The 16633-nt window shown below is 64.2% G+C and carries 19 protein-coding genes; 12 read left to right on the top strand and 7 right to left on the bottom strand.

All coding sequences use genetic code 11. From position 1 onward, the window contains the following. Window positions 1-84 precede the first annotated feature (84 nt). Window positions 85-1260, top strand: coding sequence for a MalY/PatB family protein (locus tag ACQY5B_RS03025; protein WP_420326434.1), 1176 nt, complete (start codon window positions 85-87; stop codon window positions 1258-1260). Window positions 1261-1362: 102 nt separating this feature from the next. On the opposite strand, the gene ACQY5B_RS03020 is transcribed toward ACQY5B_RS03025, so the two are convergent. The 6 genes from ACQY5B_RS03020 to ACQY5B_RS02995 form a co-directional block, all read right to left on the bottom strand. Then, on the bottom strand, window positions 1363-1983 hold the full coding sequence (locus tag ACQY5B_RS03020; RefSeq protein ID WP_420326435.1) for a trimeric intracellular cation channel family protein: 621 nt from the start codon (window positions 1981-1983) through the stop codon (window positions 1363-1365). Window positions 1984-1996: 13 nt separating this feature from the next. Then, window positions 1997-2449 carry a ribonuclease HI gene (rnhA, locus tag ACQY5B_RS03015; RefSeq protein WP_305969171.1) on the bottom strand — a complete coding sequence of 151 codons (453 nt, stop codon included), beginning with the start codon at window positions 2447-2449 and terminating at the stop codon, window positions 1997-1999. After that, window positions 2442-3032: a class I SAM-dependent DNA methyltransferase gene (locus tag ACQY5B_RS03010; protein WP_420326436.1), complete on the bottom strand. Its 591-nt coding sequence runs from the start codon at window positions 3030-3032 to the stop codon at window positions 2442-2444. The genes rnhA and ACQY5B_RS03010 overlap by 8 nt, the downstream gene beginning before the upstream one ends. Before the next feature lie 41 nt (window positions 3033-3073). Continuing rightward, window positions 3074-3526, bottom strand: a complete 453-nt coding sequence (locus tag ACQY5B_RS03005) for a DUF3429 domain-containing protein (RefSeq protein ID WP_420326437.1) — start codon at window positions 3524-3526, stop codon at window positions 3074-3076. Window positions 3527-3550: 24 nt separating this feature from the next. Then, on the bottom strand, window positions 3551-4507 hold the full coding sequence (gene ispH, locus ACQY5B_RS03000; RefSeq protein WP_420326438.1) for a 4-hydroxy-3-methylbut-2-enyl diphosphate reductase: 957 nt from the start codon (window positions 4505-4507) through the stop codon (window positions 3551-3553). A 224-nt stretch (window positions 4508-4731) separates the two neighbouring features. After that, window positions 4732-5304: a LabA-like NYN domain-containing protein gene (locus ACQY5B_RS02995; protein WP_219513532.1), complete on the bottom strand. Its 573-nt coding sequence runs from the start codon at window positions 5302-5304 to the stop codon at window positions 4732-4734. A 173-nt stretch (window positions 5305-5477) separates the two neighbouring features. Here ACQY5B_RS02995 and folK point away from each other — a divergent pair, with 173 nt between their 5' ends. The 8 genes from folK to acpS all read left to right on the top strand — a co-directional run bounded on the left by folK (window position 5478) and on the right by acpS (window position 12113). Then, a complete protein-coding gene (folK, locus tag ACQY5B_RS02990; RefSeq protein WP_420326440.1) occupies window positions 5478-6002 on the top strand; it encodes a 2-amino-4-hydroxy-6-hydroxymethyldihydropteridine diphosphokinase in 525 nt (174 codons plus the stop codon). A 98-nt stretch (window positions 6003-6100) separates the two neighbouring features. Then, on the top strand, window positions 6101-6454 hold the full coding sequence (rpoZ, locus tag ACQY5B_RS02985; protein ID WP_043142299.1) for a DNA-directed RNA polymerase subunit omega: 354 nt from the start codon (window positions 6101-6103) through the stop codon (window positions 6452-6454). 28 nt (window positions 6455-6482) lie between these two features. After that, a complete protein-coding gene (locus tag ACQY5B_RS02980; RefSeq protein ID WP_305969176.1) occupies window positions 6483-8633 on the top strand; it encodes a RelA/SpoT family protein in 2151 nt (716 codons plus the stop codon). Window positions 8634-8649: 16 nt separating this feature from the next. After that, complete coding sequence (locus ACQY5B_RS02975; protein WP_305969177.1) at window positions 8650-9285, top strand: DUF2062 domain-containing protein; 636 nt, start codon at window positions 8650-8652, stop codon at window positions 9283-9285. Window positions 9286-9378: 93 nt separating this feature from the next. Continuing rightward, window positions 9379-10128: a pyridoxine 5'-phosphate synthase gene (locus tag ACQY5B_RS02970; RefSeq protein ID WP_420326441.1), complete on the top strand. Its 750-nt coding sequence runs from the start codon at window positions 9379-9381 to the stop codon at window positions 10126-10128. 113 nt (window positions 10129-10241) lie between these two features. Then, entirely contained in the window at window positions 10242-11075 is an 834-nt protein-coding gene (locus ACQY5B_RS02965; protein WP_420326442.1) for a 2OG-Fe(II) oxygenase, read from the top strand. 110 nt (window positions 11076-11185) lie between these two features. Continuing rightward, the gene (locus ACQY5B_RS02960; protein WP_305969180.1) at window positions 11186-11644 is read left to right on the top strand and encodes a hypothetical protein; all 459 of its coding nucleotides are present in this window, start codon (window positions 11186-11188) and stop codon (window positions 11642-11644) included. A gap of 67 nt (window positions 11645-11711) precedes the next feature. Next, a complete protein-coding gene (gene acpS / locus ACQY5B_RS02955) occupies window positions 11712-12113 on the top strand; it encodes a holo-ACP synthase (protein WP_420326443.1) in 402 nt (133 codons plus the stop codon). Window positions 12114-12130: 17 nt separating this feature from the next. Here acpS and ACQY5B_RS02950 read toward each other — a convergent pair whose 3' ends face one another. After that, window positions 12131-13816, bottom strand: a complete 1686-nt coding sequence (locus ACQY5B_RS02950) for a trypsin-like peptidase domain-containing protein (RefSeq protein ID WP_420326444.1) — start codon at window positions 13814-13816, stop codon at window positions 12131-12133. 324 nt (window positions 13817-14140) lie between these two features. Between ACQY5B_RS02950 and lepB (ACQY5B_RS02945) the strand changes: the two genes are divergently transcribed. The 3 genes from lepB (ACQY5B_RS02945) to rnc are packed head-to-tail and all read left to right on the top strand — an operon-like array spanning window position 14141 to window position 16616. Beyond that, window positions 14141-14974 (top strand): signal peptidase I, encoded by an 834-nt coding sequence (gene lepB, locus ACQY5B_RS02945; protein WP_305969183.1) that lies wholly within the window; start codon window positions 14141-14143, stop codon window positions 14972-14974. After that, a complete protein-coding gene (gene lepB, locus ACQY5B_RS02940; protein WP_420326446.1) occupies window positions 14971-15939 on the top strand; it encodes a signal peptidase I in 969 nt (322 codons plus the stop codon). The genes lepB (ACQY5B_RS02945) and lepB (ACQY5B_RS02940) overlap by 4 nt, the downstream gene beginning before the upstream one ends. After that, entirely contained in the window at window positions 15936-16616 is a 681-nt protein-coding gene (rnc, locus tag ACQY5B_RS02935) for a ribonuclease III (RefSeq protein WP_305969185.1), read from the top strand. The genes lepB (ACQY5B_RS02940) and rnc overlap by 4 nt, the downstream gene beginning before the upstream one ends. Window positions 16617-16633 lie beyond the last annotated feature (17 nt).

Raw genomic sequence — 16633 nt, 5'->3', positions numbered from 1 at the left:
CGGACGATATAGGCAAGCGCGGCCCCTTGCACCTGCCACCCGTCAGGATAGCCTGCGCCGCGTAGATGCAGAAAGGGGCAGGTGATGAGCCGGTTTGACGAGGACATCGACCGCGTGGGCACGCATTCGACCAAGTGGGACATGATGGAAAAGGCCTATGGCGTCTCGCCCGAGGACGGGCTGGCAATGTGGGTCGCAGACATGGATTTCCGTCCGCCCGATTGTGTCCGCGCGGCCCTGCAGCGGATGGTCGATCACGGGCTGTTCGGCTACTTCGGGCCCGACACCGCCTATCGTGACGCGATCCGCTGGTGGCTGGACGAGCGGCACGGCTGGGAAATCTCGCCCGACTGGATCTTTTCCACGCATGGGCTGGTGAACGGGACGGGCCTTTGCCTGCAGGCCTACACAGAGCCGGGGGACGGCGTGGTGCTGTTCACGCCGGTCTACCATGCCTTTGCCCGGGTCATCCGCGCTGCGGGGCGCGAGGTGGTGGAATGCCCGCTGGTGATGAACAACGGTCGTTACGAAATGGATTTCGACGCCTACGACGGCATGATGACCGGGCGTGAGAAGCTGGTGATGCTCTGTTCTCCACATAATCCCGGCGGCCGGGTCTGGACAGAGGAGGAATTGCGCGGTCTTGCCGAATTCGCAAAGCGGCATGACCTTGTGCTGGTCTCGGACGAGATCCACCATGACCTGCTGATGCCGGGCGAAAAGCACATTCCTATGGCCAAGGTCGACGCCGGCATCGAGGACCGGCTGGTGATGATGTCGGCCACCACAAAGACCTTCAACATGGCGGGCAGCCATATCGGCAATGTCATCATTCCCGATACCGCCCTGCGCAAACGCTTTGGCGACGTCATGGCGGGGCTGGGCATGTCGCCCAATTCCTTTGGCATGGTGACCGCCACCGCCGCCTATTCGCCCGAGGGCGCCGCCTGGGTCGATGAGCTTTGCGCCTACCTAGATGGCAACCGGCGGCTGTTCGACGAGGGCGTCAACGCGATTCCGGGCGTGACCTCGATGCCGATGCAGGCGACCTACCTGGCTTGGGTCGACTTCACGGGGACGGGCATGGCCCCCGAGGAATTCACCCGGCGGGTGGAAAAGGAGGCCCGGATCGCCGTGAACCACGGCAATACCTTCGGGACAGGCGGAGAGAGTTTCCTACGCTTCAACTTTGCCACGCCGCGCAGCCGGGTCGCCCTGGCCGTCGAACGCCTGCAAGAGGCCTTTGCCGACCTGCAATGACGGTCAATCCGAAAGGCTGATGCGAGGGGGCAGCCCCTCGCGCGCCCCGGGGAGATTTTCACCAAGAAACGGCACTGGGGAAGGACGACACAGCCCCCGTGGTTACTGTCGCGGCGGGCGCGGCCGGTAGACCGGCAGACGCCAACCCAACGTCAGCGACCCGGCGCGGAGTCCAACGGTCACCAGTGCCACCAGTCCGGCGCTGACCGCGGGCGAGGCGCCCGCCCGCGTGGCCAGGACACCGGCCAGCGATCCTGCAAGAGCGCAGGTGACGTAAAGTTCGCCTTGTTTCAGCACCAGCGGCAGTTCGTTGGCAACCACGTCGCGGGCCAGACCGCCGGCACAGCCTGTGGCGATTCCCATGACCAGCACGACGCCCACGGGCTGACCCAGCCCCTGCGCCACCCCGGCCCCGGCGGCCACGGCGACACCCAGCGCCAGCGCGTCCAGCCAGAGGATCGCGCGCATCCGGCTTTCCAGCAGGTGGGCCGTGAAAAAGACCAGCACGGCAGCGCCTGTCACAACCGCAAGATAGGTCTGGTCGGCAATCCAGATCGGCGTGCGGTTCAACAGCGTGTCGCGCAAGGTTCCCCCGCCCAGCCCCGTCAGACCGGCGAGAAAGGCAAAGCCAACGATGTCCAGCTGCGCGCGGCTGGCAACCAGCGCGCCGGTCAGCGCAAAGACCAAGACAGCGGCATAATCTAGCAGGACCAGCAGGCTCATGCGCGGGATCCGCTCATTTCTTGAAGGGCGCCATGCCCGCGCGCGCCAATTCGTCGGCACGCTCGTTTTCCGGGTGGCCGGCGTGGCCCTTGACCCACTCCCAGGTCACGTCATGGCGCTTCTGCGCTTCGTCCAGCCTCTGCCAGAGTTCGACATTCTTGACCGGTTTCTTGGCGGCAGTCTTCCACCCGTTGCGCTTCCAGCCGTGGATCCAGCCGGTGACGCCGTTCTTGACGTAGGCGCTGTCGGTCACGACGGTGATGGTCGAGGGCCGGGCAAGGCTTTCCAATGCGTTGATCGCGGCCAGCAGTTCCATCCGATTGTTGGTGGTCTGTGCCTCGCCGCCTTTCAGCTCGCGCTCCTTTACGACCGTTTCGCCATCCATCGCCCGCAGCAAGGCGCCCCATCCCCCGGGACCGGGATTTCCGGAACAGGCGCCATCGGTATAGGCAAAAAGTTCAGGCATGCGCGGTCACCGTGATCCAGGGGGCCATGACATTGTCCAGGCCGAGGTCCTCGCCGTGACGGAAGGCACCGGGGGTGAAACCCGCGGCCCGAAGCAGGCCCGCCAGTTCGGCCTCGGTGTAGTAGGTATAGAGGCGGCCGAGGTTGTCGCGCTTGCTGCCCGAGCCGGACTTCACGCCGATGTGGAAGAGGCCGCCGGGCTTCAGCGCGCGGTGAATGGCCGCCAGGTGGCGTGGCATGGCCTCGCGCGGGGCGTGCAGCAGGCTGAAGTTGGCCCAGATGCCGTCATAGGCCGCCACGACTTCCAGCGCATCGAAATCCGCCTGGCGCGCGGTCACGCCAGGACGGGCCGACGCCAGTTCCACCATCGCGGCGGATGCATCCCATGCCTCGACGTGGCATCCGGCAGCGACCATGTGGCGCGCCGAGAGGCCCGGACCGCAGCCGAGATCAAGCACATGCGCCCCTGCGGGCAACGCCTCGATGAAGGCCCGCAGGGTGGCGTCCGGGGCGTCGGAGGCGGTGACCCGGGCGTAGTCCTGCGCCCGGCTGTCGTAGATACGGATGGTTTCACGGTCTGTCATGGCTGTGGTCTGGCCTTTTCCAGCGCCCTTCGCAAGCCGGTTCAGAGCAGTGCGGTGAGCAGCAGGCAAGCGACGACCAGCGCCGTCAGAAGGATGCGCAACTGCATCCACCAGGGCGGCGCCAGCCCCCAGCGCCAGAACGCCGCGTCCAGCAGCAACAAGGCGAGATACCCGAATGTCAGGTTGAGCGTGGCTGCGGTCTCGCCTCCGCCCGTGGTGAAAAAAGCCCAGAGCGCGGGAAGGACGGACAGCACGTAGCCGGTGGTCGCCCGGCTTCCCTCGGCCTTGGTGGCAAATCCCCACAGCACGCCGGACATGAAGGAGAGGATGACCGCGCCGTAGAACAGCTGGACATAGGGGCCGACGAAACGCGCGCCGAGGGCACCCAGGCCCCAATCGTGCAGGCCGGGCGAAAGCAGGGTCAGGACACCCCAGACAAAAGGCAGCACGCCGGCAAGGCCGAGACACAGGGCTGAACGGGGAATGCGGGACATCAGGCGGCCTCTTGTGATGGCGTGTCAGGCCGGTTCGCGCAGCACGCGCGGCACCTTGAACTCGACGTTTTCCTGTGCTGTCTCGATCAACTCGACCCTTACGTCGTGGCGGGCGCGGAAAGCGTCGATGACCTCCTCGATCAGCACCTCTGGCGCAGAGGCGCCGGCGGTGATCCCCACCGATGCGATGCCGTCCAGCGCACGCCAGTCGATATCTATGGCTCGCTGGACAAGCTGCGAGTAGGCACAGCCCGCACGGCGCCCGACCTCGACCAGGCGCTTCGAGTTCGAGGAATTGGGGGCGCCCACAACCAAAAGCGCGTCCGCCTTTGGCGCCAGTGCCTTGACCGCCTCCTGGCGGTTGGTGGTGGCATAGCAGATGTCTTCCTTGTGCGGGCCGACGATGGCCGGGAACCGCGCCTTGAGTGCAGCCACGATGTCGGTCGTGTCATCGACGGACAGCGTCGTCTGGGTGACGAAAGCTAGGCGCTCGGGGTCTCGCACCTCGACATGGGCCACGTCCTCGACCGTTTCGACCAGCAGCACCTCGCCCTTGGGCAGCTGGCCCATGGTTCCCACGGTCTCTGGGTGGCCGGCATGGCCGATCATGATCATCTGCAACCCGTTCTCGTGGTGGCGGGCGGCCTCGATATGCACCTTGGAGACCAGCGGGCATGTGGCGTCGACATAGATCATCTCGCGCTTGGCCGCCTCGGCCGGAACGGATTTCGGCACGCCATGCGCGGAAAAGATCACAGGACGGTCGTCAGGGCAGTCTTCCAGTTCCTCGACGAAGACGGCCCCCTTGGCGCGCAGATCATCGACGACGTATTTGTTATGGACGATCTCGTGCCGGACGTAGACCGGCGCGCCCCATTTCTCCAACGCCATTTCCACGATCTTGATGGCCCGGTCGACACCGGCGCAGAACCCGCGCGGCGCGGCAAGGTATAGAGTGAGCGGCGGCAGTCTGTCAGTCATCGCGCGGCCTTTCGTCCTGTGCTTGTCCCTGACCTAAGACCTTGACCCCTGCTCGTCCAGTGCGCCCCTTTGCCCAAGCCGGACAGGCCAAGGAACCGGCCCAAAGGTGGGGACCAAAAGGAAAGGGACGGCGCAGCGCACCGTCCCATCCGTTTCGGGCCGCCCTGCCCTGTCCCCGCGCCCTCATCCCTGTGGAGCGGGTTTCGGCACGGCGGCCTATGGTCTTACTTGCTCGAGGCGACCTCGAAGTTGCGTTCGACCTGGTTGTCGCGCGGCGGACGACCGATGACTTCACGCAGCTCGTCGAGCTCGATGAAGTTGTCGGCCTGGCGGCGCAACTCGTCGGCGATCATCGGGGGTTGCGAGCGGATGGTCGAGACCACCGAAACCCGCACGCCCTGCCGCTGGAGGCTTTCGACCAGCGGACGGAAGTCACCGTCACCGGAGAAGAGCACGATGTGATCCACCCGCGGGGCCAGCTCCATCGCATCGACCGTCAGCTCGATGTCCATGTTGCCCTTGACCTTGCGACGCCCCTGGCTGTCCGTGTACTCCTTCGCGGGCTTGGTCACCATCGTGAAGCCGTTGTAGTGGAGCCAATCAACCAGAGGGCGAATCGGAGAGTACTCATCGTTCTCCAGAAGCGCCGTATAATAGAAGGCCCGAACCATCTTGCCACGACGTGCAAATTCCTGTCTCAGGAGCTTGTAGTCGATATCAAACCCGAGAGCCTTGGCCGCAGCGTAGAGATTGGAGCCATCTATGAACAGCGCAAGCCGTTCGTCCTTGTAGAACATAAAATTTCCTTTCGTCCAATCGGCCCGCCAAGTCCGTGAGTGAGTGAGTGGTAGCGGGCGCGTCCGGCTAACATTATTGTTTTTTCCGCGCTTCGCAAGGCGCGGGGAAGTACCAAAAGGATAGTACGTTAGGGCAAATGGCACAAGAATTCCTTATAGCACTCGGCTCAAACTTGCCGTCCAGCGCGGGCGGCAGCAGCGACACCCTGGCCGCGGCATTGACCGCGATGACTGCTTCCGGGCTGCGTCTGCGCCGGGTCAGCCGGTTTTTCGCAACCCCCTGTTTCCCGCCCGGCAACGGGCCGGACTTCGTGAATGCGTGCGTGGCAGCGACCGGCCCCACTCACCCTCAGGTAGTATTGGACATCCTCCACGCCATCGAGTCCGAGTTCGGTCGAACCCGCGGAACGCGGTGGGCCAGCCGACCGCTGGACCTCGACCTGCTGGCCGCCGGTGACCTTGTGCGCCCGGATCCCGAGGGCCAGGCGCATTGGCGCAATCTGCCGCTGGAGCGACAGACGAAAGACGTCCCAGGCGAGTTGATCCTGCCTCATCCGCGCATCCAGGACCGCGCCTTCGTGCTGGTGCCGCTGGCCGACATCGCATCGGACTGGCGCCATCCGCTGACAGGCGCTACGGTGAAAGAGATGCTGGCAGCCCTGCCCGGGCAGGACCTTGCCGACGTCAGCGCCTTGTAACGGGCCTTGTGATGGCATCCCCCCCTTGTATCCCGGGCAAGGGCGCGTTATGTCATGCCTTTCTGAGGCCCTCGTAACAGGATAACGGAGCGCTTTTCATGGCACGCGTGACGGTAGAAGATTGCGTCGACAAGGTCCCGAACCGGTTCGAACTGGTGATGCTCGCCGCGCATCGTGCGCGCGAAGTGTCTTCCGGTGCCGCGATCACGGTCGACCGCGACAATGACAAGAACCCGGTGGTCGCCCTGCGCGAAATCGCCGAGGAAACCCAGTCCGCCGACGAGCTGCGCGAGCGTCTGATCGAGTCGAACCAGACCCAGATCGAGGTCGACGAGCCCGAAGAAGACGCGATGGCACTGCTGATGGGCGCAGAGCAGGACAAGCCGCAAGAAGACGACATGTCCGAAGAAAAGCTGCTGCGCGCGCTGATGGAGGCGCAGGGCCAGGGCTGAGCCCCCGGGCCGGCGGTGTGGTGCTGACATGATCTCGGCAGAAGACCTCGTCGATCTCGTCCGCAACTACAATCCGCGCACCAACGCAGATCTGATCATCGCGGCCTATGACTATGGCCGCGAGATGCACGAGGGGCAGTTCCGCAAGTCGGGCGAGCCCTATTTTTCGCATCCGGTTTCGGTGGCGGCGATCCTGACCGAGCAACAGCTCGACGACGCCACCATCGTCACCGCCCTGCTGCACGACACGATCGAGGACACGCGCTCGACCTTTGCCGAGGTCGAACGGCGTTTCGGGCGCGAGATCGCCGACCTTGTCGATGGCGTCACCAAGCTGACCAACCTCCAGCTGTCCAGTTCCGAGACCAAGCAGGCAGAGAACTTTCGCAAGCTGTTCATGGCCATGTCCAAGGATCTGCGCGTGATCCTGGTCAAGCTGGCCGACCGGCTGCACAACATGCGCACCATCCGCGCCATGCGCCCCGACAAGCAGGTGCAGAAGGCGCGCGAGACGATGGACATCTATGCGCCGCTGGCAGGCCGGATGGGCATGCAGTGGATGCGCGAGGAACTGGAAGACCACGCCTTTCGCGTGCTGAACCCCAAGGGCCGCGACAGCATTATCCGCCGCTTCATCACCCTGCAGCGTGAAACCGGCGACGTAGTGCAGCGCATCACCACCGACATGCGCCACGAGCTGGAAAAGGCAGGTGTCGAGGCCGAGGTGTTTGGCCGCGCGAAAAAGCCCTATTCGATCTGGCGCAAGATGCAGGAAAAGAAGATCGGCTTTTCCCGCCTCTCGGATATCTACGGCTTTCGCGTCATCACCCGGTCCGAGGCGGACTGCTATGGCGCGCTTGGCGCCATCCACCAGCGTTGGAAATCCATCCCCGGTCGGTTCAAGGACTATATCAGCCAGCCCAAGACCAACGGCTATCGTTCTATCCACACCACGGTGTCGGGGCGCGATGGCAAGCGGGTCGAGGTACAGATCCGCACCCGCGAAATGCACGAGGTCGCCGAGACCGGGGTTGCGGCCCATTGGTCCTATCGCGACGGGGTGCGAGCAGAGAACCGCTTTGCCGTTGACCCGGCCAAGTGGATCGCCTCGGTCACCGAACAGTTCGACGCCGAGGAAGACCACGACGCCTTTCTCGAGGCGGTCAAGCTGGAGATGTATTCCGACAAGGTTTTCTGCTTCACGCCCCAGGGTGACGTGGTGAAACTGCCGCGCGGGGCGACGCCGATCGACTATGCCTATGCGATTCATACGCGGATCGGGTCCAAATGCGTCGGCGCCAAGGTCGACGGCATCCGCGTGCCGCTGTGGACGCGGCTGAAGAACGGCCAGTCGGTCGAGATCATCACCGCCGAAGGCCAGGCGCCACAGGCGACCTGGCTGGACATGGCGACGACGGGCAAGGCGAAATCGGCAATCCGCCGCGCCCTGCGCGAAGCCAACAAGGAACGCTACGCCAAGCTGGGCCATGAACTGGCCCGGGCCGCCTTCGAATCGCGCGGCAAGAAAGCGACGGACAAGGTGCTGGAAAAGGCCGCGGCGACGCTGCGACTGGACGACACCGAAACCCTGCTTGCGCGACTGGGCAGCGCCGAACTGACCACCTCCGAGGTGGTCGAGGCGGTCTATCCCAACCTCGCGATCCAGGACGACGGCGAGATCGAGATGAAACGCGCGGTCGTCGGGTTGGAACATGGCCAGGGATTCGAACGGGCGAAATGCTGTCAGCCCCTGCCGGGCGAACGAATCGTGGGACTTGCGCATCGCGGCCACGGTGTTGCCGTCCATGCCATCGACTGCGCCGCCCTGGCAGATCACGAGGACCAGACAGAGCGCTGGCTGGACCTGCACTGGGCGGAGGGCAAGCACCCGGCCGTATATACGGTGTCACTCGAACTCACCATCGGCAACGATGCTGGTGTGCTGGGACGGATTTGCACATTGATCGGCGAGACCAAGGCCAATATTTCTGATCTGAATTTCATCGCCCGCAAACCGGATTTTTACCGCCTCATGATGGACATCGACCTGCGAGATGCGGAACATCTGCACTCCCTGATCTCCACGCTGGAGGCGGAAAGCCATGTGGCCGCTGTCGTCCGTCGACGTGACCCCGGGCTTGAATCGGTTCCGGCTGCGGCGACAGAAGCGGCAGAATAGGCAAGAAAGGCACAGCTTGGTCTTCAAGAGACGCGACAGACGGCCGATCGGCCGGATCGTGCTCGAAGTGCTCTGGCCACGAGGCGGCTGGGCGCGGGCGGCTCGGTATGTCCAGTTGCGCGTCAACCGGCTGCCCGATCCTCCCGACAGAATCGCGCGCGGCATCTTTGCCGGTGTGCTGACCACCTTTACGCCCTTTTACGGGTTTCACTTCTTCACCGCCGCGCTGATCGCCTGGATCATGCGGGGCAACATCCTGGCGGCGATCCTGTCGACGTTTTTCGGCAATCCGCTGACCTATGTGCCAATCGGCGTGATCGCGATGAAGACTGGGTATTGGCTGCTGGGGCTCGAAGCGGATGAGGATCACGGCAGCATAGGCAAGAAGTTCGTCAAGGCGGGCCAGGACCTCTGGGACAATTTCATCGCCATTTTCACCCCGGACAAGACCGACTGGAGCCACCTCAAGATCTTTTATGACGAGGTGTTCTTTCCCTACATGGTGGGCGGCATCCTGCCCGGCCTGATCGCGGCCACCATCGCTTACTATGTCTCGCGGCCGCTGATCACAGCCTTTCAGAACCGCCGCAAGGGGGCCATCAAGGCCAAACTGGCCGAGTTGAAGAAGAAAAAAGCGCGCGAGGCCAAGTGATCGCCGGGCCGTCCGGGACCACCCGATTCCCGCTTTCAATTTCCTGCCCGCCACTCTAGCTTTTGATCAAATTCCAGAACGGGGATCGCCTTCATGACCCAAACCGGACAACTGCGCCTTGGCGTCAACATCGATCACGTCGCAACCGTGCGAAATGCGCGCGGCGGCGCCTATCCCGATCCGATCCGGGCGGCCAAGCTGGCAGAGGAAGCCGGCGCCGACGGCATCACCGCGCACCTGCGCGAGGACCGGCGCCATATCTCGGACGCGGACATCGACGGGCTGATGGAAAACCTGAGCGTGCCGCTCAATTTCGAGATGGCCGCCACCGACGAGATGCAGAAGATCGCCCTGCGCCACAAGCCGCATGCCGTCTGCATCGTCCCCGAAAAGCGCGAGGAAAAGACCACCGAGGGCGGGCTTGAGGTGGCACGTGAAGAAAACAAGCTGGCGCATTTCATCGCTCCCCTGCGAGAGGCCGGTTGCCGCGTGTCGATCTTCATCGCCGCCGACCAGCGCCAGATCGAGGCCGCGCACCGGATCGGCGCGCAGGTGATCGAGTTGCACACCGGCGCCTATTGCGATTTCCACGCCGAAGGGCAGGTCGACAAGCGCGACGCGGAACTGGAACGGATGCGTGAAATGTCCACCTATGCGCATTCGCTGGGGCTGGAGGTGCACGCCGGACACGGGCTGACCTACGAGACAGTGCAACCCGTCGCCGCATTTCCCGAGGTCATGGAACTGAACATCGGCCACTTCCTGGTGGGAGAGGCGATCTTTCGCGGTCTCGGCCCGGCCATCGCGGAAATGCGCCGCCTGATGGACGCCGCGCGCGGCTGACCCGCGCGGATCGATCATTCGGTTCACAGCACTCCGCGGGATTGCCTCCATTTTTTCGCCGTAAAACCCGGGTACAGCGGGCCAAACCGCCTGCAATTGCCGAAGGTGCCGTCATGCCCGTCATTCCAATGGATCCAGAAACCCTTGCCATCGACGCAACGGCTGCCAAGGCGGCAGGCGCAGCCGCCGCCGCGACCTATCGCGATCGCCACCCCTATCCCTACGGCAGCTTTGACGATTTTCTGCCCGCAGAGGTGCTGGACCGTGTCCTGGAAGAGCTGAAACAACTGCCCGAAGCCGAGGACATGTTCAACCGCCCGCAGGAAAAGCTGAAATCCAGCTACCTGCCGGAGCGCCTGCCGCCCTACACGCGCAACCTGTTCTACGTCTTGAACTCGCGCCCCTTTGTGCGCTTCCTCGAAGAGATGACCGGCATCAACGGGCTGATCCCGGACCCCTTTTTCGCGGGCGGCGGCGTGCATGTGGTCGCCAACGGCGGGCACCTCGATATCCATGCGGACTTCAACCACAATCAGAAGCTCAACCTGGAACGGCGGCTGAATATCCTGATCTACCTGAACAAGGGCTGGAAAGAGGAATACGGCGGCTCCTTCGAGATCTGGAACACCGACATGACGGAAAAGGTCGCGGGCTTCGTGCCGCTCTTCAACCGCATGTGCTGCTTCAACACCGGGTCAGACACCTGGCACGGCAACCCCGAGACGGTGAACCATCCCGACGGAGAACCCCGGATGTCGCTGGCCCTGTATTACTACACCGCCACCTGGGACCACAGGCGCAAATCCCACACGACGCTGTTCAAACCCCGCCCCGGTACGAGGGATCAGGTCGACCGGCAGGTGAAGCGGGCTGACATGCTGCAAGACATCCTGCCGCCAGTCATTTTCCGCAAGGTGATCGGGCGCTTGCAGCGCCTCGGCTTCTGAACAGGCGCAAGATCGGGGAGGGTCGGGAAAGGTCGGGAAATCCCCGCCTCGCCCCCTTGTCCCGGAGGGGCTATCCTTGCGCAAAAGCAGTTCTGACAAGGATCAAGCCCATGAAACGCCTGTTCTGCGCCCTGCCCCTTGTCCTGCTTCCGGCCCTTGCGGCGGCACAGGAGACCATCGTCACCGTGCAGGATTGCGACTGGCAGGCCAGCGCCCGCAACATCGTCGAACCCTGGGAGGCGCACAGCCGTACCTTTTCCAACGGCAAGACCCGCCTGGCGCTGATGGACACTATCGAGCCCGCCGCCGGCTGGGCCTGGATGCTGGTGCTGTCGCCGCCCTATTCGGAACTGGGGGACCGTCAGTGCAAGGTGATCGGGCTGAACGGCATGGGCTTTGCCGGGATGGAATTCGGCGCCCTGACCGCCGACTACGACCCCGCCACGGGCCTGACATTCACCGTCCCTGTGAGCGTCTACGACCCGGCCACCGCCATGCCCGGCGCGGCGACCCTGCGCTTTACGCTCAACCAGGCCACCGGCGTCATCGACGGCGACATCCTCCCCTGATCTTGACCTTGGCGCGGCGCCGGGGTTTGTGGGGCGGGTTCCCACCCGCCCGCAGGAGGCTGACGCAATGATCCTTGGCATCGGCACCGACCTGGCCAACATCGACCGGATCGCCGGCACGCTCGACCGTTTCGGCGACCGGTTCCGCAACCGCGTCTTCACCGAAGTGGAACAGGCCAAGGCCGAACGCCGGGCGGATACGCCCGGCACCTACGCCAAACGCTGGGCCGCGAAAGAGGCCTGTTCCAAGGCGCTTGGAACGGGGCTGCGCATGGGCATCGCCTGGAAGGACATGGCTGTCAGCAACCTGCACACCGGCCAGCCCGTGATGGAGGTGACGGGCTGGGCAAAAGAGCGGCTGGAGGCGATGACGCCCGAGGGATACGAGGCCATCATCCACGTCACCCTGACCGACGATCACCCCTGGGCGCAGGCCTTCGTCGTGATCGAGGCGCGGCCCTGTACCTGATGCGCTATGGCGGGCTTTCAGGGCTTCAGTCGGCCCACGGGCATCGTGACAGACCAGGTTCGCCCGGCACGCGCAACCCCCAGCCTGAGGTTAGATTTGCCCTGGCCCGATGCCTTGCGTAGCCTGAGATAAAACGCTGGCACACTTCGAACGGGCTCACCGTCGACGCTTACAACTCGATCCCCAACCCGCAGCCGGGCGGTTTCCCCGGCACCGATCACCTCGACCGCAACAGAACCACCGAATTCAAGTTCGCCATAGCTGAGCCGATATCCGTCAAAGCGAAAGTCTCCGTCGGCAAGAGCACGGGAAAGTAAGGTCGCTCCCACCTCCTGCTCTACTCCGGATAGGCGGACAGTCACACCAAGGTTTCGACCGTTGCGCAGAACCTCAACATTCATTCTGCCCTGCATTTTCCGGGCAGCCCCGGAAAGCTTCAAGTACAGGCTAGCCGCACTCTCGACGGTGGCACCCCCGACCCGAACAACCATGTCCCCGGTCCGAAACACCGAGCCGGGATCTGCGCCAACCACACGCACAGCACCATGGCCGGTCAACTTGGCGCCCGCGACAAACAGAGTATTGCCATCGAAACGGGGCGCTTCATCGGGCCGTTCCAACCGCGCTAGGCCGTCGGTAACTGCTACAGGTGTATCGGATTTGGACGCCATTGCCGTAGTCAAGAACGTACTTGCACTTTTTGCGGCGGTCGTGCCCGGATACGCCTGAAGCAGGTCCGAAAGTGCTTGGGTCTGTGCCGCACCTTGCAACGACAGAGCCTTGGTCAGAGCCACCGCGGCCTCGACCTCAGGATCGCGCTTTGAGATCATCAGGTCCAAAGTGAATCCGGCACTTCTCGCGGCGCGGCTGTCGGGAAATTGCAAAACCACGTTTTCCAGCGCCGCGCGCCGCGCCTCGATGCCGTCCAGCTGCAGCGCCTCGGTCAGAGCCTCCTGGGCAAGGGTTTCCGGGTCCGGCTTGGGAATTACAACGGGCTCCGGCGCCGCCTTGGCCTGAAATCCCAGCCCCAACGCCGCTTCGACCGCCGCGATCTTGTGCCCACCGTTAAAGCCGCCGCGCCCGTGCAACCCACCCTGGTTGTGCAGGCCGACAACGGCCAAGGAGCGCGCGTCCAGCAGAAGGGAGCCGGACGAGCCGCCCGTCGTCTCGCAGCTATGGCGCAATTGCGACGCCTCTTCGGGCAGCTTGCTCTGGTCCGGGTGTACCTGACAGGTTCCGGATGAGAACTGCTGCGGATCGCCGTTCGGATGGTGGATCATCGTCAGCGCGCGCCGCGGGCGCACGCGCGGCTGCATCACCATCGGCACATGCCCGCCCAGTGCCTCGTTCGCATCCGCGCCGAAGATCTGCAGCACCATCGCGTCAAGCTTTTCATCCCGCGCAAGCTCGCGCGTCGAGACGGCATAAGTCTTGACGTCGCCGGTGAAATCCGCCGCCGTATAGCCAAAGTTGATACGCGCCTCCTGAACGAAGGTGAACCCCGCCGCGACCATGACATCGTTGTAGTAACAGTGGTTGTTGGTCAGCAGGCGGTTTCCGGGCAGGAGCGCCGCGGTACAGGTGGTCATCTGCGGGCTTTTCAGCGTCCGGGTCTGACCGTTGAGCGTCACCGTCCGAGGCTTGCCATCCGGCGTCATCAGGCAGACGTCCAGGCGCCCGATATAACGCGCGATATCCTGCACGTCGTCCGGGGCCTCGGTGATCGGGCGCCAGAACCCGCCGCGTTCCGATGCCCCTTGGATCAGCGCCTGAAGGGCCGAGCTTTGCGTGTCGATGCGAAAGGAGAATTTGCAACCTTCGAAAGCGCTGGCACCGTGTCCGGCTAGCACGAAGAGCAGCGCGGCGAGAAGGCGAGGCAAGGTCATGAAGAAATCCCGGACGGACCTGACAATCCGCAAACCGTAGCAAGCGCTGCCCTGCCCGGTCAACGCCCGGCCCTCGTGCCTTGACACGCCCTGCCCCGCCGCCCATGAAGCGCCGGACAGGTGAGGCAAAGGGCAGATCACATGGCGAAGGAAGAAAAGAAGGGCGGTCTCGTCGAGACCATCAAGACGGTTGTCTACGCGCTGCTGATCGCGGGCGTCTTCCGCACCTTCCTGTTCCAGCCTTTCTGGATCCCCTCGGGATCGATGAAGGACACGCTGCTGATCGGCGACTTCCTGTTCGTGAACAAGATGGCCTATGGCTATTCCTACGCCTCCTGCCCCTCGATCATCATTCCGCGTTTCGGCATCAACGTGGACGCGCAGGACTTCTGTGGCTGGGCCGATGGCGACAACAAGCGCCTCTTTGGTGGAGAGCCCAAGCGCGGCGACGTGGTCGTGTTCCGCCACCCGGTGTCGGGGCGCGACTTCATCAAGCGGTTGGTCGGCCTGCCGGGCGAACGCATCCAGATGCGCAACGGTGTGCTGCATATCAATGGCCAACCGGTCGAACTGACCCCGGATGGCACCTTCGAGGAACTGGCCGCGCCGCAAGGACCGCAGGGCCTGCGCCCGCGCTGCTCCAACGGCACGGTCGGCGACGGCGCCACCTGCATCAAGGAAAAGCTAATCGAGACGCTGCCCAACGGTGTCAGCCATTCGATCCTGAACATCGGCATGCAGGGATCCGACAACACCCCGGTCTACACGGTTCCCGAAGGGCATTACTTCTTCATGGGGGACAACCGCGACAACTCTTCGGACAGCCGCGTGCCCAATATCGCCAATGGCGTCGGCTTTGTCCCCTACGAGAACCTGATCGGTCGGGCTGACCGGATCATGTTCTCTTCCGCCGGTCGGTCGATGCTATTCTTCTGGACCTGGCGGAGCGACCGGTACTTCCAAGTGATCGAGTGAGCTTTCTGACTGAAGCCTTTGACTGGCGCGGCCTGACCGGCCGCGCCGGGTTCGTTCTGGCCGCCGTGCTGGTGGTTGCGCTGCTGGTCGCGCAGGGCCGACTGTCCCCGCTCAGCCCGGCCGGGGCCGTCGGGGCGCTGGCCGCGGCATTGGCAACCCTGCTGTTCTGGGGGCATGCCCGGCGGCGCCTGCGCGCGATGGGCTGGTCCGGCTGGTGGATGTGGGGCCTGGCGATCCCTCTGGTCTCTCTTGCGCTGGTGGCGATCATGGCAATCCGCCGCAATCGGCCCGATGCCACACCGGGCCCCTTCAGCCAGTCGGGTCGGGCGCTTGTCTGGGTCATGGTTGCCCTGATCGGCAGTCGCGTGTTCTGGGCGCCCTACATCATCCCGACCGGCAGCATGTCACCTACCCTTCAACCCGGCGACTACGCGCTGGCCACTCGCAGCTTTTCGGCTCCGGAACGCGGCGCGGTGATCGTCTTTCGGCATCCGGTCAGCGGGCTGGACTTCATCAAGCGGGTGATCGGACTGCCCGGCGACCGTGTGCAGATGCGCGATGGTCAGGTGATCCTGAACGGCACCCCCGTCCCGCAAACCTCCCTCCCGGACTGGAACGAACCCAACCGCCCCACAATGATCGGAACGCGTCCGCGCTGCCTGTCCCCAACGGCACCCGGCGCCCCCTGCATCAAACAGGCCGCGCGCGAAACCCTGCCCGGCGGCCCAAGCTACACCGTGCTGAACATCGGCACGCATCGCACCGACGACACCGTCGAATTCCGCGTTCCCGATGGGCATATCTTTGTCCTCGGCGACAACCGCGACAATTCGCTGGACAGCCGCATCCCCCGGAGATCGGGCGGTGTCGGGCTGGTTCCCCTGAGCCATGTTGCAGGTCGGGTGCGTCTGGTGCTCTATTCGCAGGAAGGGCGCGAAGGGCGTCTGCTGAGGACAATCGAATGAAGGTATCCGCCGAACTCATCGCCCTGCAAGAGTCGCTGGGCCACCGTTTCGCCGACCCGCGCCTGTTGCGTCGTGCGGTCACCCATGCCTCGATGTCCGGACCGGGGCGCGAGGACAACCAGCGGTTGGAGTTCCTCGGCGATCGCGTTCTGGGTCTGGTCATGGCCGAAGCCCTGCTGGAACGCGATCGCGCCGCGACCGAGGGTCAGATGGCACCCAGGTTCAACGCCCTGGTGCGCAAGGAAACCTGCGCCGACGTCGCGCGCCAGGTCGGTATCGGCAACGCTCTGAAACTGGGCCGGTCAGAACAACTCTCTGGTGGGCGGCGCAAGATGGCGCTGCTGGGGGACGCGATGGAAGCGGTGATTGCCGCGGTCTACCTGGACGCCGGGTTCGAGGCCGCGCGCGCCCTGATCCTGCGCCTTTGGGACAAACGCATCGACGCCGTCGAAGAGGACGCCAAGGACGCCAAGACCGCATTGCAGGAATGGGCGCAGGCGCGCGGCCACCAGCCGCCCAAATACGTCGAAACCGCCCGTAGCGGTCCGGATCATGCTCCGGTCTTCACCATCGAGGTTCGCCTGCCCGACGGCACCTCTGCCGAAGCGACCGCAGGCAGCAAGCGCCAGGCCGAGCAGATGGCGGCCCGGACCTTGCTGGACAAGTTGACCACCTGAGCCAGGTCCCGGCCCCT

The organism is Antarctobacter sp., assembly GCF_965277915.1.
GTDB lineage: Bacteria > Pseudomonadota > Alphaproteobacteria > Rhodobacterales > Rhodobacteraceae > Antarctobacter.
The sequence above is the reverse complement of the archived record's forward strand: the minus strand, read 5'-3'. Positions and strand labels throughout refer to the sequence as shown.